This is a genomic window from [Mycobacterium] fortunisiensis, assembly GCF_019050325.1.
In the GTDB taxonomy this organism is placed as follows: domain Bacteria; phylum Actinomycetota; class Actinomycetes; order Mycobacteriales; family Mycobacteriaceae; genus Mycobacterium; species Mycobacterium fortunisiensis.
Genome location: NZ_VOMB01000009.1, coordinates 79,470 through 103,372 on the forward strand (window position 1 = coordinate 79,470; position 23,903 = coordinate 103,372).

At 67.2% G+C, this 23,903-nt stretch carries 20 protein-coding genes; 8 read left to right on the forward strand and 12 right to left on the reverse strand.

Going from position 1 to position 23,903, the window contains the following annotated elements; genetic code table 11:
* Together FR943_RS06440 and FR943_RS06445 are read left to right on the forward strand one after the other, a co-directional pair.
* The gene (locus FR943_RS06440; RefSeq protein WP_217155522.1) at positions 1-750 is read left to right on the forward strand and encodes an SDR family oxidoreductase; all 750 of its coding nucleotides are present in this window, start codon (positions 1-3) and stop codon (positions 748-750) included.
* A gap of 507 nt (positions 751-1,257) precedes the next feature.
* Positions 1,258-1,647 carry a hypothetical protein gene (locus tag FR943_RS06445; RefSeq protein ID WP_372448086.1) on the forward strand — a complete coding sequence of 130 codons (390 nt, stop codon included), beginning with the start codon at positions 1,258-1,260 and terminating at the stop codon, positions 1,645-1,647.
* 4 nt (positions 1,648-1,651) lie between these two features.
* Here FR943_RS06445 and pgi read toward each other — a convergent pair whose 3' ends face one another.
* On the reverse strand, positions 1,652-3,310 hold the full coding sequence (gene pgi / locus FR943_RS06450; RefSeq protein ID WP_217155524.1) for a glucose-6-phosphate isomerase: 1,659 nt from the start codon (positions 3,308-3,310) through the stop codon (positions 1,652-1,654).
* Positions 3,311-3,360: 50 nt separating this feature from the next.
* Here pgi and FR943_RS06455 point away from each other — a divergent pair, with 50 nt between their 5' ends.
* Positions 3,361-4,809 (forward strand): NAD-dependent succinate-semialdehyde dehydrogenase, encoded by a 1,449-nt coding sequence (locus FR943_RS06455; protein WP_217155525.1) that lies wholly within the window; start codon positions 3,361-3,363, stop codon positions 4,807-4,809.
* 97 nt (positions 4,810-4,906) lie between these two features.
* Complete coding sequence (locus tag FR943_RS06460) at positions 4,907-6,910, forward strand: acyltransferase family protein (RefSeq protein WP_217155526.1); 2,004 nt, start codon at positions 4,907-4,909, stop codon at positions 6,908-6,910.
* A gap of 9 nt (positions 6,911-6,919) precedes the next feature.
* Here the strand turns inward: FR943_RS06460 and FR943_RS06465 are convergent, their stop codons facing one another.
* Complete coding sequence (locus tag FR943_RS06465) at positions 6,920-7,207, reverse strand: chorismate mutase (RefSeq protein ID WP_308170482.1); 288 nt, start codon at positions 7,205-7,207, stop codon at positions 6,920-6,922.
* Positions 7,208-7,233: 26 nt separating this feature from the next.
* Between FR943_RS06465 and pcrA the strand changes: the two genes are divergently transcribed.
* On the forward strand, positions 7,234-9,576 hold the full coding sequence (gene pcrA / locus FR943_RS06470) for a DNA helicase PcrA (protein ID WP_217155527.1): 2,343 nt from the start codon (positions 7,234-7,236) through the stop codon (positions 9,574-9,576).
* 92 nt (positions 9,577-9,668) lie between these two features.
* Here the strand turns inward: pcrA and FR943_RS06475 are convergent, their stop codons facing one another.
* From FR943_RS06475 to FR943_RS06505, 7 genes are all read right to left on the reverse strand, one after another.
* Entirely contained in the window at positions 9,669-10,097 is a 429-nt protein-coding gene (locus FR943_RS06475; protein ID WP_217155528.1) for a 4Fe-4S binding protein, read from the reverse strand.
* On the reverse strand, positions 10,094-11,686 hold the full coding sequence (locus FR943_RS06480) for an FAD-dependent oxidoreductase (protein WP_217155529.1): 1,593 nt from the start codon (positions 11,684-11,686) through the stop codon (positions 10,094-10,096). The genes FR943_RS06475 and FR943_RS06480 overlap by 4 nt, the downstream gene beginning before the upstream one ends.
* Positions 11,670-12,401 (reverse strand): ABC transporter ATP-binding protein, encoded by a 732-nt coding sequence (locus tag FR943_RS06485; protein ID WP_217155530.1) that lies wholly within the window; start codon positions 12,399-12,401, stop codon positions 11,670-11,672. The genes FR943_RS06480 and FR943_RS06485 overlap by 17 nt, the downstream gene beginning before the upstream one ends.
* Positions 12,398-13,264: an ABC transporter permease gene (locus FR943_RS06490; RefSeq protein ID WP_217155531.1), complete on the reverse strand. Its 867-nt coding sequence runs from the start codon at positions 13,262-13,264 to the stop codon at positions 12,398-12,400. Before FR943_RS06490 ends, FR943_RS06485 begins: the two co-directional genes overlap by 4 nt.
* Positions 13,243-14,199, reverse strand: a complete 957-nt coding sequence (locus FR943_RS06495) for an ABC transporter substrate-binding protein (protein WP_217155532.1) — start codon at positions 14,197-14,199, stop codon at positions 13,243-13,245. The genes FR943_RS06490 and FR943_RS06495 overlap by 22 nt, the downstream gene beginning before the upstream one ends.
* 261 nt (positions 14,200-14,460) lie before the next feature.
* On the reverse strand, positions 14,461-15,129 hold the full coding sequence (locus tag FR943_RS06500; RefSeq protein WP_217155533.1) for a hypothetical protein: 669 nt from the start codon (positions 15,127-15,129) through the stop codon (positions 14,461-14,463).
* Positions 15,130-16,194 carry a M23 family metallopeptidase gene (locus FR943_RS06505; protein ID WP_217155534.1) on the reverse strand — a complete coding sequence of 355 codons (1,065 nt, stop codon included), beginning with the start codon at positions 16,192-16,194 and terminating at the stop codon, positions 15,130-15,132.
* 283 nt (positions 16,195-16,477) lie between these two features.
* Here FR943_RS06505 and sucC point away from each other — a divergent pair, with 283 nt between their 5' ends.
* Together sucC and sucD are read left to right on the forward strand one after the other, a co-directional pair.
* Positions 16,478-17,641 carry an ADP-forming succinate--CoA ligase subunit beta gene (gene sucC / locus FR943_RS06510; protein ID WP_217155535.1) on the forward strand — a complete coding sequence of 388 codons (1,164 nt, stop codon included), beginning with the start codon at positions 16,478-16,480 and terminating at the stop codon, positions 17,639-17,641.
* A 12-nt stretch (positions 17,642-17,653) separates the two neighbouring features.
* Positions 17,654-18,550 (forward strand): succinate--CoA ligase subunit alpha, encoded by an 897-nt coding sequence (gene sucD / locus FR943_RS06515; RefSeq protein WP_217155536.1) that lies wholly within the window; start codon positions 17,654-17,656, stop codon positions 18,548-18,550.
* Positions 18,551-18,627: 77 nt separating this feature from the next.
* Here the strand turns inward: sucD and FR943_RS06520 are convergent, their stop codons facing one another.
* The 3 genes from FR943_RS06520 to FR943_RS06530 all read right to left on the reverse strand — a co-directional run bounded on the left by FR943_RS06520 (position 18,628) and on the right by FR943_RS06530 (position 21,897).
* Positions 18,628-20,496 carry a S9 family peptidase gene (locus tag FR943_RS06520; protein WP_217155537.1) on the reverse strand — a complete coding sequence of 623 codons (1,869 nt, stop codon included), beginning with the start codon at positions 20,494-20,496 and terminating at the stop codon, positions 18,628-18,630.
* Between the two features lie 19 nt (positions 20,497-20,515).
* On the reverse strand, positions 20,516-21,133 hold the full coding sequence (locus FR943_RS06525; RefSeq protein WP_217155575.1) for a TetR/AcrR family transcriptional regulator: 618 nt from the start codon (positions 21,131-21,133) through the stop codon (positions 20,516-20,518).
* A 170-nt stretch (positions 21,134-21,303) separates the two neighbouring features.
* Positions 21,304-21,897: a hypothetical protein gene (locus FR943_RS06530; protein WP_217155538.1), complete on the reverse strand. Its 594-nt coding sequence runs from the start codon at positions 21,895-21,897 to the stop codon at positions 21,304-21,306.
* A gap of 264 nt (positions 21,898-22,161) precedes the next feature.
* Here FR943_RS06530 and FR943_RS06535 point away from each other — a divergent pair, with 264 nt between their 5' ends.
* Positions 22,162-23,688, forward strand: coding sequence for an acetyl-CoA acetyltransferase (locus tag FR943_RS06535; protein ID WP_217155539.1), 1,527 nt, complete (start codon positions 22,162-22,164; stop codon positions 23,686-23,688).
* Positions 23,689-23,903 lie beyond the last annotated feature (215 nt).

Here is a 23,903-nt window from a genome sequence, read left to right on the forward strand (position 1 = left end):
ATGACCCGTCAGAAGATCCTCATCACCGGTGCCAGCTCCGGACTGGGCGCGGGCATGGCCCGCCAATTCGCGGCCAAGGGCCGTGACCTGGCGCTGTGTGCCCGCCGCACCGATCGGCTCGACGAGCTCAAGGCCGAACTGGCCGATCGGCATCCGTACATCAAGATCGCGGTCGCCGCGCTGGACGTCAACGATCACGAGGCGGTGCCGCGGGTGTTCGGTGAGCTGTCCGAGGAACTCGGCGGTATCGACCGGGTGATCGTCAACGCGGGAATCGGCAAGGGCTGGCCGTTGGGCGAGGGCAAGCCGTGGGCGAACAAGGCGACCATCGAGACCAACCTGATCGCCGGGCTGGTGCAGATCGAAACCGCACTGGAGATGTTCAAGAAGTCGGGCAGCGGTCACCTGGTGCTGATCTCGTCGGTGCTGGGCAACACCGGGGTACCCGGCGGTAAGGCCGCCTACTGTGCGTCGAAGGCCGGGATGACCTCGCTGGGTGAGTCGCTGCGCGCCGAGTACGACAAGGGGCCGATCCGGGTGACCGTGATCGAGCCGGGCTACATCGAGTCGGAGATGACGGCGAAGTCGGCGACCACGATGCTCATGGTCGACAACGAAACCGGCGTGCGCGCGATGGTCGAGGCCATCGAGAAGGAAAAGGGCCGGGCCGTGGTGCCCCGCTGGCCGTGGGCGCCGCTGACCCAGGTCATGCGGTTACTGCCGCCGAAGTACACCAAGCGATTCGCCTAGTCACACTGGTCACAGCTGCCCCAGATTTCGGAGTGGTGGTCGTTGTGCCCGACTGTTAGCGACTTTTCAGCGACAATCGCCACACCAACACCATGGGCCTCGGCCACCCCAGAATGATCGGCGCGTCTTGCCACTCTGGCACCTCAGGCCCCGCACGTCTCAGCAGCCCAGTGTCCACCTGTCAGCGACACTGTCGCTGACAGGTGGACAACCCGAAATCTGTTGCGTATGAGGCTGAACGGACCTCATGTGACGCAAGTATTGATGAGCCTTGGGGCCGACGAGTCGCATGTAAACCTGTGAGGCGATTGTCGCTCAAAAGTCGCGCATAGGCGGGCAGATCGGCACACCATTTCTCCGCGCGACACGCCCAGGTCCGCACGCGACACGCCCAGGTCGGCGGCAGGCTGCCAGGCGCCCGTTCGTGAGGTCGCGTTCACAGCGGGGTTTCAGGGCCCGGCAAACCTGGGTAGTCCTCTGCCCATGACCTCAAAACTGATTGCCTCGATGTTCTTTGCAGGCGCGGCGGCTGGGGCGGTTGCACTCGGCCCGGTTGCGATGGCGGATCCGCCACCGCCGCCGCCGTGCGTCAATGCCGACGGCACGCCGTGTGCTGACATCGGCACCGCCGGCCCGGGTGGCGCGACAGGCGCCATTCCCGGTGGTCCTGGCGGAACCGCCGGCCCCGGTGGTGCGTCTGGCGTGATCCCGGGCGGACCCGGAGGCGCGGCCGGTCCGGGTGGTGCCACGGGTGAGATTCCCGGCGGCCCGGGCGGCACGGCCGGACCTGGCGGCGCCACCGGCGCCATTCCGGGTGGTCCCGGCGGCACGGCCGGCCCGGGCGGTGCCAGCGGGTGCATCCCGAACGTGGGCTGCGCGACGATCCCCGCGCCGTAAGCTCTCAGGCTGACCGACCGCGCTCCGCACGGTAGTGCCGAACGAGCGCATCGGTCGACGAATCGGACTGCGGGGCCGGTGAATCCGCCTCGGTGAGCACCGGCAGCAGTGCCTTGGCCTGGGTCTTGCCCAGCTCGACGCCCCATTGATCGAAGGAGTCAATCCCCCACACAACTCCCTCGGTGAACACCTGGTGTTCGTAGAGGGCGATGAGCTGGCCCACCACCGACGGCGTCAACCTGGTCCCCAGGATTGACGTCGTCGGTCGGTTTCCGGGCATCACTTTGTGTGGGACAACTTCGGCGGACGTTCCCGCCGGCAACTCGGCGGCGATGGCTTCGGCGGTCTTGCCGAAAGCCAGCACCTGGGTCTGGGCGAAGAAGTTGCTCATCAGCAGGTCGTGCATGCTGCCGGTGCCGTCGGCCGTGGGCAGATCGTCGGTCGGCTGGGCGAACCCGATGAAGTCGGCAGGCACCAGCCGGGTGCCCTGGTGCAGCAGCTGATAGAAGGCGTGCTGGCCGTTGGTTCCCGGCTCGCCCCAGAAGATCTCACCGGTATCGGTGCTGACGGCGGTGCCGTCGGCCCGGACCGATTTTCCGTTGGACTCCATCGTCAGCTGCTGCAGGTAGGCGGCGAACCGGGACAGGTCGTTGGAGTAGGGCAGCACCGCACGCGACTGCGCACCAAAGAAATTCGAGTACCACAGCCCGATCAGCCCCAGCAGCGCCGGCGCATTCTCCGACAGCGGCGCGGTGCGGAAGTGCTCGTCGACCAGATGGAAACCGGCGAGGAACTCTGCGAACCGCTCACGTCCGATCACCGCCATCACCGACAGCCCGATCGCCGAGTCCACCGAGTACCGGCCGCCGACCCAATCCCAGAACCCGAACATGTTGTCGGTGTCGATGCCGAACTCGGCGACCAGCTTGGCGTTGGTGGACACCGCCACGAAGTGCTTGGCGACCGCGTCGCCGCCGAGCGCGTCGACCAGCCAGCGGCGTGCGGCGGTCGCGTTGGTCAGCGTCTCCAGGGTGGAGAAGGTCTTGGACGCGACGATGAAAAGCGTTGTGGCGGGATCCAAATCGGCCAGTGTCGCCACCAGGTCGGCGGGGTCGACGTTGGACACGAAGCGGGCGCCGATACCGGCGTCGGCGTAGTGGCGCAGCGCGTCGTACACCATCACCGGACCCAGATCCGAGCCGCCGATGCCGATGTTGACCACGGTTTTGATCCGCTCACCGGTGGCACCGGTCCAGTCACCACTGCGCAGCCGGTCGGTGAACTCACCCATCCGGTCCAGCACCGCGTGCACGTCGGCCACCACGTCCTGGCCGTCCACGCTCAACGACGCGTCGGCCGGCAACCGCAGCGCGGTGTGCAGCACCGCGCGGTCCTCGGAGGTGTTGATGTGCTCACCGGCGAACATCGCGTCGCGGCGGGCCTCCAGCCCGGCGGTGCGGGCCAACTCGACCAACAGTTCCAGCGTCTTGCGGGTGACGCGGTGCTTGCTGTAATCGATGTACAGATCCCCGACGGTGAGCACCAACTCGGTTCCGCGCTCCGGATCCTGCGCGAACAGCTCCGTCAGATGAACGTCACCGATCTCGTCGTAGTGCTTCGACAAAGCCTGCCAGGCGGGGGTTGCGGTGATGTCAGCACTCATTCCGCTGACCTTAGTGTGGCGCTCGACTCAAAGGTGTACATGATGGATGTATGGCCATTGACGACGTGATTTCATCCGTGCCCAAAGGACTGTGGATCGGTGGCGAGGAACGCCAGGCCGCGTCGACGTTCAACGTGCTCGATCCCAGCGACGATCAGGTGTTGGCCACGGTGGCCGACGCCACCGCCGCCGACGCCACCGCGGCCCTGGACGCCGCCTGCGCCGTGCAGGGCGAATGGGCGGCGACCGCGCCGCGCAAACGCGGTGAGATCCTGCGTTCGGTGTTCGAGAAGATCACCGAACGCGCCGACGACATCGCCGCCCTGATGACCCTGGAGATGGGCAAGGTGCTCGCCGAGAGCAAGGGCGAAGTGGCCTACGGCGCCGAGTTCTTCCGCTGGTTCTCCGAAGAGGCGGTGCGTATCGAAGGGCGCTTCACCCCGGCCCCGGCCGGCACCGGCCGCATCCTGGTCACCAAGCAGGCCGTCGGCCCGTGTTACGCCATCACGCCGTGGAACTTCCCGTTGGCGATGGGCACCCGCAAGATGGGCCCGGCATTCGCCGCGGGCTGCACCATGATCGTCAAACCCGCGCAGGAGACGCCGCTGACGATGCTGCTGCTCGCCAAGCTGATGGACGAGGCCGGCCTGCCCAAGGGCGTGCTCTCGGTGCTGCCGACGAGCAATCCCGGTCCGGTGAGCGGCGCCCTGATCGACGACGGCCGGCTGCGCAAGCTGACGTTCACCGGCTCCACCGGGGTGGGCAAGGCCCTGGTGAAGCAGTCCGCGGACAAGCTGCTGCGCACCTCGATGGAGCTCGGCGGCAACGCCCCGTTCATCGTGTTCGACGACGCCGACATCGATGCGGCGGTCGACGGCGCGATCCTGGCCAAGATGCGCAACGGCGGCGAGGCCTGCACGGCGGCCAACCGATTCCACGTGGCCAACTCGGTGCGCGAGGAGTTCACCGACAAACTCGTCAAGCGGATGAGCGAGTTCACCCTCGGCAAGGGCATCGACCCGTCGTCCACGTTGGGTCCGCTGATCAATTCCAAGCAGGTCTCCACCGTCACCGAGCTGGTCTCCGACGCGGTGTCGCGCGGTGCGACGGTCGCCGTCGGCGGCGTCGCGCCCGGCGGGCCGGGCAACTTCTACCCGGCCACCGTGCTGACCGACGTGCCCGCCGATGCCCGCATCCTCAAAGAGGAGGTGTTCGGACCGGTCGCCCCCATCACCGGGTTCGACACCGAGGACGAAGGGGTGTCCGCCGCCAACGACACCGAATACGGCTTGGCGGCCTACGTTTACACCCAGTCCCTGGACCGGGCACTGCGGGTGGCCGAGGGCATCGAGTCCGGCATGGTGGGGATCAACCGTGGCGTCATCTCGGATGCGGCCGCACCGTTCGGCGGCATCAAGGAGTCCGGCTTCGGCCGGGAGGGCGGCTCGGAGGGCATCGAGGAGTACCTCGACACGAAATACATTGCGCTGACTCCTTAGTGGGCTTGTGGGCCGTCGGCCCTGCGCGCCTTCCCGATTCACTGCCCGACTCCCCCTAAACTCGGGGGCTCGGGAAGCCAAGACGGGAGGGCATGACGTGACTGCGGCGCCGGTCCGTGCTGCCAGTCGGCGTCGGCGCGCCTCGGTCCGGCGTGACATTCCCGCGCTCGACGGGGTCCGGGCCATCGCGGTGGCCCTGGTGTTGGCCGGCCACGGCGGGGTGCCGGGGGTGGCCGGCGGCTTCATCGGCGTCGACGTCTTCTTCGTGCTCAGCGGATTCCTGATCACGTCGCTGCTGATCGACGAGTTCCGCCGCACCGAGCGCATCGACCTCAAGGGATTCTGGATCCGTCGGGCCAAGCGGTTGTTGCCGGCGATGGTGTTGATGACGTTGGCCGTGGTGATCGCCCGCCCGCTGTTCCCCTCCGATGCCGTGAGCACGCTGCGCGAGGATGCGGTCGGGGCGTTCTTCTGGATGGCGAACTGGGTGTTCGTCGCCGCGGATACCGATTACTTCAGCCAGGGCGACACGCCCTCGCCGTTGCAGCACACCTGGTCGCTGGCGGTCGAGGAGCAGTACTACGTGATCTGGCCGCTGCTGGTGCTGGCCGCGGCGCTGCTGGTGCGGCGGCGTTCGGTCGGCGCGGTGCGGGGGGTGGTGTTCGGGCTCGCGGTGCTGGGCGTCCTGAGTTCGGCGGCCGCGTCGATCCTGATGTCCGGTGATCCCGGCCGGCTCAACCGCGTGTACTTCGGCACCGACACCCGGGCCCAGGCGCTGCTGATCGGCGCGGCCGCCGCGGCCCTGCTGGTGCGGGACTGGTCGGCGCTGACGGTCTCGGGCACCCTGATCCGGGCCAGGTGGCGCCGTTGGGTCGCCTGGATCCTGCCGGTGATCGGGGTTGCGGTGCTGGCCGTGGCCGCGCATCTGGCCACCGGCAGCGTCGAGGAGTTCCGGCACGGGTTGCTGATCGTGGTGGCCTTGGGTGCGGTGCTCGTGGTGGCCCCCGTCGCGATGGACCAGGACGGTTACGTGGCGCGCGCGCTGGGCTGGTTTCCGTTGGTCACGCTCGGCGTCATCTCCTACGGCGTCTACCTCTGGCACTGGCCGATCTTTCTGATCCTCAACGGCGAGCGGACCGGCCTGTCCGGCTGGGCGCTGCTCGCGCTTCGGTGCGCGGTGACGATCGCGGTGTCGTGGGTGTCATGGTGGGCGATCGAACAACCGGTGCGGCACTGGCGTCCCCAGCACGTGCCGATGCTGCGGCTGGCCGCGGCCACGGTGGCCACCGCCGCGGTGGTGACCACGACGGTGGTGCCGGTCGGCCCCCCGACCCAGCCCGGTGGCCCGGAGGTGATGGCGGCGGCCGCGTTGGAACAGGACGTGGGCGCCGAGCGGCCGGTCGCGCTGGGGTCGCCACCGTCGCGGCTGGCGCCCGGCACCCAGACCGTCGCGGTGTTCGGTGACTCGGTGGCCTGGACGATGCTGCGGTACCTGCCGGATACGCCGGGCTTCCACTTCAGCGACTACACGACGATCGGCTGCGGCATCGCCCGCGGCGGTCCGTACCGGTCGGCCGGTGAGACGCTCAACCAGAAGCCGGAGTGCGATTCCTGGCCGGAGCGGTGGGCGCAGCGCATCGGCCACGACCGCCCGGACACGGTGCTGCTGGTCATCGGTCGCTGGGAGACGGTGGACCGCACCTGGCGCGGGCGCTGGACCCACATCGGCAACGATGCCTACGACGCGTACCTCGAAGGTGAGCTGAAACGGGCGCTGGACATTCTCAGTTCGACGGGGGCGCGGGTGGTGGCGACCACGGCGCTGTACAACCGGCGCGGGGAACGGCCCGACGGGACGCTCTACCCCGAGGATCAGCCGGGCCGGGTGCAGGCCTGGAACTCCATGTTGCGCAAGGCCGCTGCGCGCCGGCCGAATGTGTCGGTGCTGGATTTCAACGCCAAGCTCAACCCCAGCGGCAAGTACACCGCGAAGATCAACGGGGTCAGGCTGCGCAGCGACGGCGTGCATCCGACGTCTGAGGCGGTCAAGTGGTTGACGCCGTGGCTGTTGGACTCGCTCAAGGCGCCGAAACGCAAGTGACCCGGTGCTCTAGTGGCCCAACCGGCCGCGGCCGAGTTGGAGCAGCAGGATGGCCAGGTCTTTGCCTTCCGGTCCGAGCACGCTGTAACGCTCGATGACCTTCATCTCGCGGTTGTGCACCAGCCGGGTGCCTCCCGAGGCCATCCGGGCTTTGCCGATCTCCTTGGAGACCTCGGTGCGCCGCTGGATCGCGGCAAGGATGGTGGCGTCAAGTTCGTCGATCTCGCGACGCAGGTCATCGATCTCAGGCACCGCCTGATCGTCGCAGGCCTGCCCGTGCCAGCGCAAAACTGTCACCGGTCAGCGGTAGGTTTGGGGGCAATATGAGCATCACTCCCACCTTCCCCGCGGCCGACGGCGCGGCCACCGACGAGATCGACCACCTTCTGGACGGGCTGAACCCCCAGCAGCGGCAGGCGGTGCTGCACGAGGGGTCGCCGCTGCTGATCGTGGCGGGCGCCGGCTCGGGTAAGACAGCCGTGCTGACCAGGCGTATCGCCTATCTGCTGGCGGCGCGGGAGGTCGGGGTGGGGCAGATCCTGGCCATCACGTTCACCAACAAGGCGGCCGCCGAGATGCGTGAGCGGGTGGTGGAGCTGGTGGGTCCCAGGGCCCGCAGCATGTGGGTGTCGACGTTCCATTCCACGTGTGTGCGGATCCTGCGTAACCAGGCCTCGCTGGTGCCGGGGCTGAACTCCAACTTCTCGATCTACGACTCCGACGATTCCCGGCGTCTGCTGATGATGATCGGCAAGGACATGGGGCTGGACACCAAGCGGTATTCGCCGCGGCTGCTGGCCAACGGGATCTCGAACCTGAAGAACGAGCTGATCGGCCCGGAGCAGGCGGCGGCCGAGGCGTCGGAGGCCGCCGAGGAGATGGCCGGCATCGTCGCGCAGGTCTACGGCGAGTACCAGCGCCGGCTGCGCGCGGCCAATGCGCTGGACTTCGACGATCTGATCGGGGAGACGGTCGGCATCCTGCAGGCCTTCCCCAACATCGCCCAGTACTACCGGCGCCGGTTCCGCCACATCCTGGTCGACGAGTACCAGGACACCAACCACGCGCAGTACGTGTTGGTGCGCGAGCTGGTGGGCCACCATCTCGATGAGTCCGACGGGGTGGGCCCGTCGGAGCTGTGTGTGGTGGGTGACGCCGATCAGTCGATCTACGCGTTCCGCGGGGCGACGATCCGCAACATCGAGGACTTCGAGCGCGATTACCCGGACGCGACGACGATCCTGCTGGAGCAGAACTACCGCTCCACCCAGACCATTCTGAACGCGGCCAACTCGGTGATCTCACGCAACACGGGCCGGCGCGAGAAGCGGCTGTGGACCGAGGAAGGCGAGGGCGAGTTGATCGTCGGCTATGTGGCCGACAATGAGCACGACGAGGCCCGCTTCGTGGCCGAGGAGATCGACGCCCTGGCCGACAGCGCGGGCCTGAAATATTCGGACGTCGCGGTGTTCTACCGCACCAACAACTCCTCGCGGGCACTGGAGGAGGTGTTCATCCGCGCGGGAATCCCCTACAAAGTGGTAGGCGGAGTCCGCTTTTACGAGCGCCGCGAGATCCGTGACATCGTCGCCTATCTTCGGGTGCTGGACAATCCGGGTGACGCGGTGAGCATGCGCCGCATCCTCAACACCCCGCGCCGCGGGATCGGGGACCGGGCCGAGGCCTGTGTGGCGGTGTACGCGGAGAACACCGGCTGCAGTTTCAACGACGCGTTGCAGGCCGCCGCCGAAGGGCGGGTGCCGATGCTGAACTCCCGCTCGGAGAAGGCCATCGCGAGCTTCGTGCAGATGCTCGACGGGCTGCGCGGCAAGCTCGACGACGAGCTGGGGGATCTGGTGGAGGCCGTGCTGGAGCGCACCGGTTACCGCCGCGAGTTGGAGGCCTCCAGCGATCCGCAGGACCTGGCCCGGTTGGACAACCTCAACGAATTGGTCAGCGTCGCACACGAATTCAGCACCGACCTGGCCAATGCCCAAGCCCTTGCCGAAGACGAGCCGGTCGACGAGGACATTCCTGACACCGGGGTGCTGGCCCAGTTCCTGGAGCGGGTGTCGCTGGTCGCCGACGCCGACGAGATCCCCGAGGACGGCGCCGGGGTGGTGACGATGATGACGTTGCACACCGCCAAGGGGCTGGAGTTCCCGGCGGTGTTCGTCACCGGGTGGGAGGACGGCATGTTCCCGCACATGCGGGCGCTGGGTGATCCGGGCGAGCTGTCCGAGGAGCGGCGGCTGGCCTATGTGGGCATCACCCGTGCTCGTAAGCGGCTCTATTTGAGCCGGGCAAAGGTGCGCTCGTCGTGGGGGCAGCCGATGCTCAACCCGGAATCGCGGTTCCTGCGCGAGATTCCGGAGGACCTGATCAATTGGCGGCGTGTCGAGGCTCCGTCGTCGTCGCTGAGCGCCCCGATCGGGAATGCCGGCCGGTATGGGTCCCCGCGCCCGTCGCCGTCACGGCCTGCACCGGCGCGCAACCGCCCGGTGATCACGCTGGAGCCCGGGGACCGGGTCACCCACGACAAGTACGGCCTAGGCCGTGTCGAGGAGGTCTCGGGTGTGGGCGAATCGGCGATGTCACTGATCGACTTCGGCAGTGCGGGGCGGGTCAAGCTGATGCACAATCACGCCCCGGTTCAGAAGCTCTGAGGCTCGCACCAGCGTCGTGTTCCCGGCCGCAGGGCGGAAAGCGAACCCCCGAGATCGACCTCAGGGTCGTGAATCGTCAGGATCAACGACCCTCACGTCGATTTGGGCGCCGGCTCCGAGCGGCTGTGGTTCCACGGCGAATCAGCCAGGGGCGCGGGTTCACCCAGCCGGGGCTCGGCCAGCGGCGGGATCGCGGTCAGTACCGGGTTCTGGTCCAGCCGGGATCCGGGGATCCGGCCTCGGCCCCAGCCGACCATCTCCCGGTAGCCGCCGAGCAGGCCGGCCTGCCGGACCGCGGCCTCGGAGGCATGCGGGCTGTCCGCGCCGACAGGCACCGAGACCGGGGAGACGTAGAGCGCATCGGTGGGGCAGTAGGCCTCGCACATGAAGCAGGTCTGGCAGTCGGATTGGCGGGCGATGACTGGCAGCCCGTCGGCGCCCCGGTCGAACACGTCGGTGGGGCACACCGTGACGCAGAGGTCGCAGCTGATGCAGGCGGTGTCGCTGACGATCTCGATCACGCCACGGCCTCCGAGGAAATCAGTTGCGGGGCAACGGGGTCAGGACCGGTCCAGACCGCGTCGAGACCGCCGACCAGGATGCGGTGCTCGTAGCGGTGATCGGCGTCGGGCTGGTCCTCGCGGCGGTGCAGGCCGCGGGTTTCGGGCCGGGCCAACGACGCCGCGGTGATCCAGCGGGCTGCGGCCACCATGGCCACCGCCTGGCGCTGCTTGTAGACGTCGCGTTCGGGCACCGGGGCCAGTCCGTCGGACACCTCGCGCCACAGCGTCTCCAAGGCGGCAGCGGATTCACGCAGCCGGTCTTCGGATTTCAGGTAGCTGCGCAGTGGCGGCAGGACGTGCGCCTGCGCGGCGGCCACGACCTCCTCGACGGTGGGTGCGCCGGACCGGGAAAGCCGCAGCGACGCCGTGGCTTCCGCGTGGCGCCCCGGCCGGCGCCGGCTGAACTCCGCAGCGCCGCGGCCGGCGAAGGTGCCCGAGGCGATCGCCCAGGATCCGTTGCGGCTGCCGCCGCCGGACAGTGACCCGGTGATCAGCTCGCGGGTGGCGGTATCGCCGGCCGCGTACAGGCCGGGAACCGTTGTTGCACAGTCGGCTCCGACGAGCCGCAGTCCACCGGTGCCGCGCACTGACCCTTCGTAGACCATCCGCACCGGGTAGGCGGTGCTGAACGGGTCGATCCCGGCCTTGTCCAGCGGCAGAAAGTAGTTCGGCTGGGCATCGCGCATGGTCTGGCGGATGTGCTCGGGTGCGCGGTCCAGCCGGACGAACACCCGCTCGCCGCGGGTCAGCGCCCGCTGGGCATCCTGACGTCCGCTCAGACCGCGCTGGGTGGTGAACGGATGTCCGTGCTCGTCGTAGAAGCTGCCCCACTGCAGCATTCGGCCTTTGGTGTGCACGCCCCATTCGGGGGCCAGCGCGTAGGCGGTGCAGAACTCCATCCCGGACAGCGCTGCCCCGTGTTCGGCGGCCATCAGCAGCCCGTCGCCGGTGTTGACGTTGGTGCCGAACGTGCCGGACAGGAAGGCGGTTCCGCCGGTGGCCAGTACGACGGCACCCGCGCTGATCCGCCATGCCCGCCCACCGTCCTGGCGGGCGATGCCGGTGGCGCCGTCGATGACTCCGTCGGCATCGGCGGTCAGCTCCAGCGCCGGGTGGTGATCGAGGATGCGTACCCCGCTGCGGTGGGCCTTGCGCCGCATGCGGCGCATGTACTCCGGGCCTTGCAGGCTGCTGCGCAGCTCCCGGCCCTCGGCGTCCACCGGGAACGGGTAACCCCACTCGGAGAGCTGCTCGAGTCGGTCCCATGCGGTGGCCAACACGCGAAACATCCAGTCCGAGTCGGTGATCCGGCCCGCGGCCAGCTCGCGCTCGCGCACCGCGTCCTCGCGGCGGGGTCCGGGGCCGATCGCCCACAGGTTGTTGCCCCCCGCGGCGGTCGCGCCGCTGGTACCGCAGTACCCCTTGTCCACCAGGGTGACCCGGGCCCCGGATTCGGCAGCCGAGATGGCCGCCCAGGTGGCGGCCGGTCCGCCACCGATGACCAGGACATCGGTGCTCAGCGTGGCAGTGTCAGCGGGAGCGGTCATGGCCTACTTCCTCTCGGACGCCGAGCTCGGCGAGCAGGATGCGGCGCAGCTCGTCGAAACCGTCGTCGCTGCGGCTGCGGGGGAACGGAAGCTCGACGCGGCGGTCCAGGGAGACCCGCCCGTCCGAGAGCACCACCACCCGGTCGGCCAGCAGGATCGCCTCGTCGACGTCGTGGGTGACGTGCAGGACGGCCATGCGTCGGCGTGACCACAGCTCGTGCAGCAGCCCGTACATCTTGAGCCGGGTCAGCGCGTCGAGCGCGCCGAACGGCTCGTCGAGCAACAACAGGTCGGGCTCGCGCACCAGGGCGCGGGCCAGCGAAACGCGTTGTGCCTCACCGCCGGACAGCGACAGCGGCCACGCTGTGAGTTTGTCCGCCAAACCCACTTCGGCGAGGGCGGCGCGTCCGCGTGCGGTGCGGTCGGGGGCGTCGGGACCGGCGTCGGGCAGTGCGAACGTCACGTTGGCCAGGGCGCGACGCCACGGCAACAGCCGCGGGTTCTGGAACACCACCGCCCGCGAGCGTGGCACCAGCACCGAGCCGGTGACCTGATCGTCGAGGCCGGCCAGCACACGCAGCAGGGTGCTCTTGCCGGAGCCGGACCGCCCCAGCATCGCGACGAACTCGCCGTCGCCGATGTGTAATTCGAGATCTTCGAGGACCTGCTGGTCGCCGAACACCTTGCCCAGACCGTGCACCTGCACCGAGGTCACGAGACACCCTCGAAGCCGTTGCGCCAGGACAGCAGCAGCCGCTCCAACACCCGCACGAGTGTGTAGGACAGCAACCCGGCGACCGCGTAGATGACGATGACCAGCAGCGAGACGTCGAACTGCAGGTTGGTCTGCGCCCGTGACATCAGGTAGCCGATGCCTTCGGTGGTGTTGATCATCTCGGCGAAGATCAGGCTCAGCCAGGCACTGGAGAGCCCGAGTCGCAGGCCCACCAGGAAATTTGGCAGCGCCCCGGGCAGGATCACCTGGGTGACGAGGGTGGTCCGCCGAGCTTCCAAGGTCTGGGCCATCTCCACGAGTTGGCGGTCCACCCCGCGGATCCCGGAGTACGTGTTGATGTAGATGGCGATCGCGACGCCGGTGGTGATCAACACGATCTTCGGGCCTTCCCCGATGCCCATCCAGATGATCAGCAGCGGAGTGAGCGCGAAATTCGGTACGGCCTTGAGGATCTGCATCGTCCAGTCGAGTAGGTCCTCGCCGGTGCGGGTGAGTCCGGCCGCCACGGCCAGCACCACGCCGATGAGGATGCCCAGCACCGTACCGGTGAGCACCCGCACCCCCGACGCACCGACGTGGGTGGCGAGCTGACCGTCGCCGAGCAGCCGCCACGCGGTTGCCGCCACGTGCGCCGGGGGTGGGAACAAGTCGGTGTTGAGCAGCCCGGTGCCCGATCCGATGGTCCACGCCGCCAGGATCAGGGCGGGCCCCATCAGGCGGCGTAGCGGGCGGGGAAGCAGCTCCCACAGTCCTTTTCGCCGACCGGCACGGTCGGCGACCTCGACCAACTCGGGTGCGCGGGAGAGTTCGGCGACGACGGTCACGGCTTGGCCCCGGCCCATTCCCGCACCGAGTACTCGTGGTCGAACGACCCGTCGGCGTTGAGGAAGTCGTAGGCGGCCTGGAGTTGGGCGAGGCCGGCGTCGGGGAACGGTTCGGTGTTGAATTCCTCTACCCGGGTCGACTTTTGCACGTACTCGAACTTGGTGCCGTCGGTGTCGGCGACCCAGCGCAGATAGTCGTCGTAGTTCTCGGTGATGTCGCGGTTGACTGCGGTGACGGCCTGTTGCCAGGCTTCCCGGAAGCCCGGGTGGGCCTCGGTGAACGACGACAGTGCGATGTTGGCGCCGGTGCTGCCGAAGCCGTGCCGGGCCAGGCTGTCGATGACCGGAAAACCCTTCTCCTGCAATTCGACCGCGCTGGCCCCTCCCACGATGGTGGCGTCGATCTGACCCGAGCTCAGGCCGGCGATCGATTCGGGTGTCGGCACGTCGCGCACCTGGATCTGGCCGGTGAGCCCGGCGGCCTCGATGAGCTGGCGGGCGGTGCGGTCCCGGATGGTGCCCTGTGGGGCGGTGATGGTCTTGCCGATCAGGCCCCGGATATCGGTCGGGCCGCCCTTGGTGCCGATCAGCTGATTGTCGCCGTTGATCGAATCAAGGGACAGCAGAACGACTTTGGGATCACGGCTACGGGCCCGCAGGGCAGGGTTGTCGCCGATGGCCGCCACGTCGATCGCGCCGGCGAACAGGGCCGAGGCGACGTCGCTGCCGGATTGGAAGAAGGAGTATTCGATCTTGCTCACCCCAGCGGATTTCAGCTGCTCGGCGAGGATGCCCTGGCGATCGCCCCAGCCCAGTGAACCGGCGGGCGTCCCGGTCACCGAGGTCGCCCCGATCCGCAGGGTGTAGCCGTCGGCACCGTCGTCGTGGCTGCAGGAGATCGCGGTGGTGATCAGGGTCAGCGCAAAAGCGGTGCGCAGCAAGCGGTTGAACATGAGGTGAGCCTTCCGACGGCGTCAGGGCGTGGGCACACCCGAATGGGCCCCAGTAGACGCCGCAACCCGATTTCGGGTCGACGGTTTGGCTCAGGCTGATCTGGATGCGGGGGGTACGAGCGCCCGGGCCGCGTTGGCGAATGGCCAGCAGTCACATCTGTGTCGGTAGCCACGGCCCGCGGGGCTGGTGTCGTGGTGCCCGACTGGGGGTCCGGCGGCCGTGACCACTGGGGCTTCTGTGACTTACCGGGGGCGACGAAACTACGGAAACCGCGATCCGGCCGGAAGATGCCTCCGCGCGGTCCAGCGGCCCGTCGAGGGCAACACGGTGAACGCGATGGCGGCCACTGGCAGCACCGGCATCGCGTACACGACGGGATGCACGCTGGCCCCGGCGAGGAACAGGCTGCCGAAGATCAACAGCCCGATGACCGCTCCGACGATGACCAGCAGCCGCCCGGTCCGCCGGCGCAGCAACAATGCGATGAGCCCGCCGATGGTTGCTGCAGCCGAGATCGCGGTCAGGAATCCGATGGCCACGCAGAACAATTGGTCGGTGCGCCACCACCCGGCGATCAGATCGGTGGCGATGACTCCGGTGGCCCAGCCGCTGAGGATGGCCATGGTCGCGGCCACGACCGCCGTGCGCGGGGTGACGCTCGTCGAGGTACGGGGGATGACGGTGGGCCGCGCACGGGGCACATAGCTCGTGGCAGCGTCGTCGCTGTCGGTGAGGCCCGAGATCAGGCTGGTCTGCGGCTCTGCGCCACCTGCGCTGGGAATGGCGCCGGTGGGATGACGCCGGATGATGCTGGTCTTGGTGTCGTCCACGACAGGGGACGGGCGGGAAATCGGCTCTTGCGGCTGGCGCCGGATGATGCGGGTGTGGTCGTCGTCTTCTGGGTGATCGGCTGGTGACTCGTCGCTCACTCAGCCAACATAGCTGCCGACGTTCAACCCCCGCTTGGCCAGCCACGGCACCGGATCGATGCGGTTGGTGCCGTTCGTCAGCACCTCGAGGTGCAGGTGGGGACCGGTGGAGTAGCCACGGTTGCCCACGGTGGCGATCTGGTCTCCGGCCATCACCCGGTCGCCCACACTGACCAGCCAGGTGTTGATATGGCCGTAGAGCGTGACGGTGCCGTCGGCGTGACGCAGTTTCACCCAGGCGCCGTAGCCGGCCGTCGGCCCCGCGGCGATGACCACCCCGTCGGAGACCGCCACGATCGGGGTGCCGATCGGGCTTGCCAGGTCGATACCGGCGTGCAGGACCCCCCAGCGGTAGCCGTAGTTCGAGGTCCAGACGTAACCCTTGGTCGGCATCACGAACAGCGGGCGCGACAGCCGGGCCTCGCGCTCGGCGCGTTCCTGGGCGAAGGCGGCGGCCTTGGTGATCTCTTCGGCATGCACCGAGGTGTCGGCGTCCGGGGTGACCGAGACGATCTGCATGCCGTCCACCGAGCCGGTGACGGACGCACCTTCGATCTGGGGGCCCTCCGACGCCAGGATCGTGTCATCGGCCTGGGGTTCGGTGCCCGTCCCCAGCGAGTAGGCGCCGGCGGCAGTGGCGCCGGCGGCCATGGCGGCGATCATCAGGCGGCTCTTGACGGCCCCAGCGACCTCCTTGCGGTGGGCGCCGCGACGGCCGGTCAGGTTGATCACGTCGGTTGCGGCGACGCCGTCGCTCACATCGGTGTGGCTGTCGCGGTAGGCGCGCGAGGAGCTGCGCTCGCTGCCGGCATCGGGGCGGAAGCGGGACGGCACGGCCAGGCGCAGCGGAGCGTCGTCGTCGATGTCGTTTAGATCGTCGAGCTCGGGGGCATAGATAACGCTGGACTCCCGTTCAGACGGCTCGTCGAACTCCTCGAAAGCGCTGAACGGGATGATGTCGGTGACTTCCGCGGCGTCGAGCTCGTCAGCGGAAAGTGCCGGCCTGCGCTCACGTGCGTTCGCCGGCACCCCTCGCGGAGCTGTGGACGAACGGTGCTGCGGCAAGACCCGGGAATCCTTCTTCGTCGTGACCTGAACGTTATCTGGACCAGAGGCACGTTAACCAAACCCCAATGATGGTGGCAACTTATGCGTCTATTCCGGGTAAGAATGTGATCCGTATCACCTGCGATAGGCGGTGAGATCTGCCACAACAGCAGGAGGCGGTGCCGATCCCTCACTCCCCGGTGGATAAAGTTCCAGCGGGCCCGTCAGAGGTACCCGGTCCGGGCAGCTTCGACGCGTGTTCGAAGCCAAGCAGACAGAGCAACGCCTATCTAGGAAGCACATGGATCTCTTCGAATATCAGGCGAAAGAGCTGTTCGCCAAGCACAACGTCCCCACAACCCCGGGCCGCGTGACCGACTCGGCAGAAGATGCCAAGGCCATCGCCACCGAAATCGGCAAGCCCGTGATGATCAAGGCTCAGGTCAAGGTCGGCGGCCGCGGCAAGGCCGGTGGCGTGAAGTACGCCGCCACCCCTGACGACGCCTTCACCCACGCGACCAACATCCTCGGTCTCGACATCAAGGGTCACATCGTCAAAAAGTTGCTGGTGGCCGAGGCGAGCGACATCGCCGAGGAGTACTACATCTCCTTCTTGCTCGATCGGGCCAACCGCACCTACCTCGCCATGTGCTCGGTTGAGGGCGGCATGGAGATCGAGGAAGTGGCCGCCACCAAGCCCGAGCGGCTGGCCAAGGTGCCCGTCGACGCCGTCAAGGGTGTCGATCTGGCCTTCGCGCGTGAGATCGCCGAGAAGGGCCACCTGCCCGCCGAGGTGCTCGACGCCGCCGCGGTGACCATCCAGAAGCTGTGGGAGGTGTTCGTCAAGGAGGACGCCACCCTGGTTGAGGTCAACCCGCTGGTGCGCACGCCCGACGATCAGATTCTTGCTCTCGACGGCAAGGTCACCCTCGACGCCAACGCCGACTTCCGTCAGCCCGGCCACGCCGAGTTCGAGGACAAGGACGCGACTGATCCGCTCGAGCTCAAGGCCAAGGAGAACGACCTCAACTACGTCAAGCTCGACGGCGCGGTCGGCATCATCGGTAACGGTGCCGGGCTGGTCATGTCGACGCTGGACGTCGTCGCCTACGCCGGCGAGAAGCACGGTGGCGTCAAGCCGGCCAACTTCCTCGACATCGGTGGCGGCGCCTCGGCCGAGGTGATGGCCAACGGTCTGGACGTCATCCTCAACGACAGCCAGGTCAAGAGCGTGTTCGTCAACGTGTTCGGTGGCATCACCGCCTGTGACGCGGTGGCCAACGGCATCGTCCAGGCGCTGCAGATCCTCGGTGACGAGGCCAACAAGCCGCTGGTCGTCCGGCTGGACGGCAACAACGTCGAAGAGGGCCGTCGCATCCTGGCCGAGGCCAACCACCCCCTGGTGATCCAGGCCGAGACGATGGACGCCGGTGCCGACAAGGCCGCCGAGCTGGCCAATAAGTAAGGGAGACTTGCCATGTCGATTTTTCTGAACAAAGACAGCAAGGTCATCGTCCAGGGCATCACCGGCGGTGAGGGCACCAAGCACACCGCTCTGATGCTCAAGGCCGGCACCCAGGTCGTCGGTGGCGTGAACGCGCGCAAGGCCGGCACCAAGGTCAGCCACAAGGACAAGGACGGCAACGACATCGAGCTGCCGGTGTTCGCATCGGTGGCCGAGGCCATGAAGGAGACCGGCGCCGACGTGTCGATCGCCTTCGTGCCGCCGGCCTTCTCCAAGGATGCCATCATCGAGGCCATCGACGCCGAGATCCCGCTGCTGGTGGTCATCACCGAGGGAATCCCGGTGCAGGACAGCGCTTATGCCTGGGCCTACAACGTCGACAAGGGTCAGAAGACCCGCATCATCGGGCCGAACTGCCCGGGCATCATCACCCCCGGTGAGTCGCTGGTCGGCATCACGCCGAACAACATCACCGGCAAGGGCCCGATCGGCCTGGTGTCGAAGTCGGGCACCCTGACCTACCAGATGATGTACGAGCTGCGCGATCTCGGCTTCTCGACCGCCATCGGCATCGGCGGCGACCCGGTCATCGGCACCACCCACATCGACGCCATCGAGGCGTTCGAGAAGGATCCCGAAACCAAGATCATCGTGATGATCGGTGAGATCGGTGGCGACGCCGAAGAGCGTGCCGCCGACTACATCAAGGCCAACGTGACCAAGCCGGTTGTCGGCTACGTCGCGGGCTTCACCGCTCCGGAGGGCAAGACCATGGGCCACGCCGGCGCCATCGTGTCGGGCTCGTCGGGCACCGCCGCGGCCAAGAAGGAAGCCCTCGAGGCTGCCGGGGTGAAGGTCGGCAAGACGCCGTCCGAGACCGCCAAGCTGGCCCGGGAGCTGCTCAGCTAGTTCCCCAGGTTCCCCGCGAGCAGACGCGAAACCCCCCTATTTCCCGTGAAGTAGGGGGGTTTCCCTCTGCTGGGCAGTTAAACGCGACCACCCAGATGCTCGGCCAGGAACCGCTCGACGGCGTGGTACATGTCAATCTGGTTGTCCGGGTTGAGAAATCCGTGGCCTTCGTCCTCCTTGACCAGGTATTCGACTTCGACGCCGCGCACCCGGAGCGCCTCCACGAGGTTGTCGGATTCGGCTTGGACGACGCGAGAGTCGTTGGCGCCCTGGATCACCAGTAGTGGAGTGCGGATCTGGTCGACGCGCGTGATCGGGGAGCGGGCCAGCATGTCGGCCTCCTGCGCCGGATCGTTGTGATCGCCGACGTACAGGTGCCAATTGGTGGCCAGGAAGGGCCGCGCGACGTTCGGCAGTGTGCGCATGAAGTTGGCCAAGCTGGAGATGCCCACGTAGTCGATCGCCGCGGCGAAGACGTCCGGGGTGAAGGTGACCCCGACCAGTGCGGCATAGCCGCCGTAGGAGCCGCCGAAGATCGCCACCTTGTCGCGGTCGGCGTAGCCCTGCTTGACTGCCCAGTCCACCGCGTCGATCAGGTCGTCGTGCATCTTGCCGGCGAACTCACCGATCGCGGCCTTGGTGAATGCCTTGCCGAAGCCGGTGGAGCCGCGAAAGTTGACCTGTAGCACGGCATATCCGCGGTTGGCCAGCATCTGCACGTCGGGCTGGAATGACCAGACATCACGCGACCACGGGCCGCCGTGCACCAGCAGCACCATGGGCAAGTTGGTCGGTTCGATGCCGACGGGCAGGGCCAGATACGACTGCAGTTCCAATCCATCGCGTGCGGTGATGGTCACCGGGGTCATCGGTGCAAGTGAATCTGAATTCAGATTCGGATATGGCCGGAACAGCATCCGGCTTTCCCCGGTGGCGTGGTCATAGAGATAGGCGACGGCGGGATCGCGGTCGTGGGTGAAGTTGACCACCCAGCGTTGTCCACTGTCGTCAGACGAGATGCCGGCGAGGTCGCCGTCGGACAGTTTGGTCAGATTCTCCAGTACCGCAGCGAAATCGGGGTCCAGGGCATGGATCACCTGCCGTTCCCCGTAGTAGCGGGCGCCGATGAGTTCGCCGGTGCGCTCGCTGAGGATCAATGGTGACGGCAGCACCATCTGCGCGGCCAGGTCGAACGTCGGGTGGCTGTCCACCTCGGTCTCGGCGCCGGTGGCCACGTCGATACGGACCAGGCGGCTGCGGTCGGTACCGGTGTTGGCGCCCAGCCAGATACCGCTGCCGTCGGGGGTGACGGTGATCGGAAAAATGCCCAGCGGATAGTCGGTGCCGTCGAAGGTGGTGATCGTGCGCAGCGAGTTGGCCGACGAATCCCATTGTGAGAGTTCCACATCGCCGTCGGTCGTCATCGTCGAGCTGAACAGCTCACCGGTTCGGCTGGAAAGCCAACTGATCACGTTGCCCGGGTTCTGCGCGAGCAGTGTGAGTTCCCCGGTGGCGATGTCGAGTTCGTAGGCGTCGAACAGTTCCGGTGTGCGGTTGTTGATCTGGACGATGGCCTTGCCGGGGCGGCCCTTGGGCAGGCCGAGTTCGGTGCGGCACCCCGGGAACGGGGTGAGATCGACCGCGGGGGTGTCCGGATTGTCCAGGTCGACGCGGTAGACATGCCAGTTCTCGTCGCCGCCGGTGTCCTGCAGATAGAGCAGCCAGCGCGGGTTGTCGGTCCAGTAATAGATGTAGACACTGCGGGTTTCGTCCGCGGTGACGCACCGTGGTGAGGCGTCACCGGCCAGATCCTGAACCCAGACGTTGAGGCGGTTCTTCCACGGCGCCAGATAGGCGATCCTGGTGCCGTCGGGGGAGATCTTGGCGGCCGTGCGTTCGGGCGGGCGGAAGAACTCTTCGACCGAGATCAGTTCGGGCAGGGCCATATCGCTCCTATCGTGGTGTTCATTGGGGTTCGACGGGGCCGCCCAACCGGCCGTTGGTGGCGTCGCGGATGGCACGGTCGATCAATGCGAGTGCCTGCTCTTCGGTGACTTTCTTGCCGTCGACGATCACTGCGGTGCTGACGTCCTCGTCGACCACGCGGAACGCTCCGGTGACGGCGGCCGCGCACAGTCGAACGGTGAGATCTGTTGCGGGCAGGCCCAGTCGATCGGCGATCACCGGGATGAAGCCCTGCTCCATCCGGTCGTGCACCATGAGGTACGCCGTGCGCAGGGCGGGCTCGGACGCGGTCATGGTGGCGATCCGCATCGCGCTGATCTCGTCCTGGACGTCTTGGGGTGCCAACGGATGTGAAATGCCGTCGGCGGCAAGATGTTCAGCCAACGAGAGCTCAGGCGGCCAGCGGTTGAGGATGTCGATGAAGCGGTCTGCGGACTTGGCCAGCACGGGTTCGACGCAGCTCTCCTTGGCGCGGAAGTAGCGCCAGATGGTGCGGGTGGAAAGCCCTGCGGCGGCGGCGATGTCGTCACCGCTGGTGCCTGCGACGCCGCGCTCCCAGAACAGCTTGCAGGCGTGCCGTGACACCGCAAGCCGTGCCTGATCCTGCTTTTCGCCGATGGCCCTCACCTCCAGAAATTGTCACTTAGTGACAGCTCCAATGTGTCACTAAGTGACAGGACCGTCAAGTGCTGCTGGTGAGAGCCATTTTCGTTTGTCGCTTTCCACACCTGGGCTGCTCTGCGACGAGTCGAACAACCCGGGCGTAGGAAACGGCGACACGCCAGGGACTAGAAAGCCCAGCTCCCACGGGGTGAGATGACGAAACCGTGGCGATAGGCGGTGTGGCAGGCGATGAAATCGTCGCCGGCGGCGCAACCGGAGTCGTTGACCACAAGCTTCTGGCCTGCGGCCAGTTCACGAGGTTCGTGGTCCTTGTCCCACAGGCTGCCGCGGGCATAGGTGAATTCGAAGCCACCGTCGGAAGTTTCGCTCACGGATTGGACCACGGTGTCCCACGCCGGTGCCTTCCCCGGCAGGTCTTGGCCACCGGCGTCGCTGGGAAACCCAGGCAGCTGCGCGGCGCGGCAGTCGATCATGCCCAGACCGTCGACTCCGGTGGTTTGGCCGTACACATTGGCCAGGCAGGTGATATCGCCGGCTTTGAACGTGACCTGGGTGTCGTGGTGCCAATTGGTGGTGGTGTAGGCCGCGAGGTCGGCGGTGTGGAACGGGTCGAGGTCCGGGAAGACGCCAGGCGGGGGAGAAGGGTACGAGCGTGGCCCCGAAATCGCCTGCCCATCAAGTGTTGTGGCGCACGAAGGTAGCGTCGACATCAATACCGCGGCGGCGAGGGCCGAGGCGAGACGCATCAGAAGGTCCAACTGCCCGATGGTTGCAGGACAAAGCCGTGCCTGTGGTCGGCGTCGATGCAGGCTGAGCCGATTCCTCGGCGTCTTCCTCGTGGCTTTTCCGGCGGTCGATCGGCCGGCGGCTGCCATTCGTGAGTGAGTGCCGCGGTATCCACTCTCAAGGGCTGCGTCACGCATCAACAGTAATGCCGCTGATGACGGCAGCTCGGCACCGATTTCACGAGCGAAACCCCGATCGGTTAGCCTCGCGAATTAACACCCGTCAAGGAGATTGCCATGGTTGACCCGCGCACCCCCGTCATCGTCGGCGTCGGACAGTTCACCGAACGCATCGATCTCGATGGCTATCGCGGGATGTCCTCGGTAGAGCTGGCCACCGAGGCCGCCAAGGCCGCCCTGCACGATTGCGGGGCCGACGCTGCCGCTGTGGCGGCGGCCATCGACACCGTGGCAGGTACCCGCCAGTTCGAGATCTCCGGCCCGCAGTCGGCCACGCTGGGAATCTCCAACAACTACCCGCGCTCGGTGGCACGCAACGTCGGCGCCGAGCCGGCCCGCGCCATCCTCGAGGTCATCGGCGGGCAGAGCCCCCAGCACCTGGCCACCGAGTTCGCCGGCGCCATCGCGGCCGGCGACGCTGAGGTGGTGCTGCTGTTCGGCTCGGAGAACACCTCCACGCTGCGCCACTTCGCCAAGCGCGAGGACAAGCCAGACCATTCCGAGACCATCGACGGTCAGCTGGAGGACCGCGGCTACGGCTACGACGGGATCTTCGACGAGTACACCATCAAGCACGGGCTGATCGGCGCCCCGGTGCAGTACGGCCTGTTGGAGAACGCGCGTCGGGCGCGGCTGGGATTGTCCGTCGGCGATTACCGCTCAAGGATGGCCGAGCTGTTCGCCCCGTTCTCGAAAGTTGCGGCCAAGAACCCGTACTCGTCGTCGCCGGTGGAGCGTTCAGCCGAGGAGCTGGCCACCGTCACCGAGAGCAACCGGATGATCTGTGACCCGTACCCGCGCATGATGGTGGCGCGCGATCAGGTCAACCAGGGTGCGGCTGTGCTGTTGATGTCGGTCGAGTCCGCGCAGAAACTCGGTGTGCCCGAGGAGAAGTGGGTGTACCTGCGCGGGCATGCGGATATGAAAGAAATCAAGCTGCTCGAGCGTGCCGAACTCGGTTACAGCGATGCCGCGGTGATCGCGGTGAACGAGGCGCTGCGGGTCGCCGGCATCGGCCTCGACGACGTCGCGGCCTTCGACCTCTACAGCTGCTTCCCCTTCCCGGTGTTCAACATCTGTGACGGCACCGGTTTGGCCCCCGACGACGAACGCGGCCTGACGCTCACCGGTGGACTGCCATTCTTCGGCGGCCCCGGCAACAACTACTCGATGCATGGCATCGCCGAAGCCGTCAACGAGATGCGGGACAAGCCAGGGCAATTCGCGCTCGTCGGCGGCAACGGCGGTATCGCGAGCAAATACTCGGTCGGCATCTACTCCACCGAGCCCGCCGACTGGGTGCCTGACAACAGCGCCGCCCTGCAGGGAGAGTTCAATGCGCAAGAGCGCGTCGCGATTGCCGAAAAGGCCGACGGCGCAGCCACCATCGAGACCTACACGGTGCGCTACGACTGGACGCCGCGCACCGGCATTATCGTCGGCCGGCTGGATTCTGATGGCAGCCGCTTCTTGGCGACGACCACCGACGACGCGCTGGTGGCGTTGCTGACCGACGGCGAGCCGCTGGGCGCGAAGATCGTCGTCGAATCCAGCGAGAAGCGGAACACCGCGACGTTGGCGTAGCGCAACCCGTTCAGGTGGCTCGGGCATGCTCAGAAGAGCGTGGTGCGATCCGGGGTCAACACAAACCCATGCTCGCCCACCCGGCATGCCGTCATCTCGTGGTCGACGCCGCACACGAGGTCATCTTTCGGATACTGCAGCACATGCCGTTCGGGTAGGTCGGGCGGCGGTACTGCTTGAGAATCGGTCGCGGCGGTCAGCTGTCGGATTGTTGC

Coding starts and splice junctions, on each gene's coding strand:
- FR943_RS06440 (WP_217155522.1), top strand. CDS start 1: ATGACCCGTCAGAAGATCCTCATCACCGGTGCCAGCTCCGGACTGGGC.
- FR943_RS06445 (WP_372448086.1), top strand. CDS start 1,258: ATGTTCTTTGCAGGCGCGGCGGCTGGGGCGGTTGCACTCGGCCCGGTT.
- pgi (WP_217155524.1), bottom strand. CDS start 3,310: ATGAGTGCTGACATCACCGCAACCCCCGCCTGGCAGGCTTTGTCGAAG.
- FR943_RS06455 (WP_217155525.1), top strand. CDS start 3,361: ATGGCCATTGACGACGTGATTTCATCCGTGCCCAAAGGACTGTGGATC.
- pcrA (WP_217155527.1), top strand. CDS start 7,234: ATGAGCATCACTCCCACCTTCCCCGCGGCCGACGGCGCGGCCACCGAC.
- FR943_RS06480 (WP_217155529.1), bottom strand. CDS start 11,686: ATGACCGCTCCCGCTGACACTGCCACGCTGAGCACCGATGTCCTGGTC.
- FR943_RS06490 (WP_217155531.1), bottom strand. CDS start 13,264: ATGGGCCGGGGCCAAGCCGTGACCGTCGTCGCCGAACTCTCCCGCGCA.
- FR943_RS06495 (WP_217155532.1), bottom strand. CDS start 14,199: ATGTTCAACCGCTTGCTGCGCACCGCTTTTGCGCTGACCCTGATCACC.
- sucC (WP_217155535.1), top strand. CDS start 16,478: ATGGATCTCTTCGAATATCAGGCGAAAGAGCTGTTCGCCAAGCACAAC.
- sucD (WP_217155536.1), top strand. CDS start 17,654: ATGTCGATTTTTCTGAACAAAGACAGCAAGGTCATCGTCCAGGGCATC.
- FR943_RS06520 (WP_217155537.1), bottom strand. CDS start 20,496: ATGGCCCTGCCCGAACTGATCTCGGTCGAAGAGTTCTTCCGCCCGCCC.
- FR943_RS06535 (WP_217155539.1), top strand. CDS start 22,162: ATGGTTGACCCGCGCACCCCCGTCATCGTCGGCGTCGGACAGTTCACC.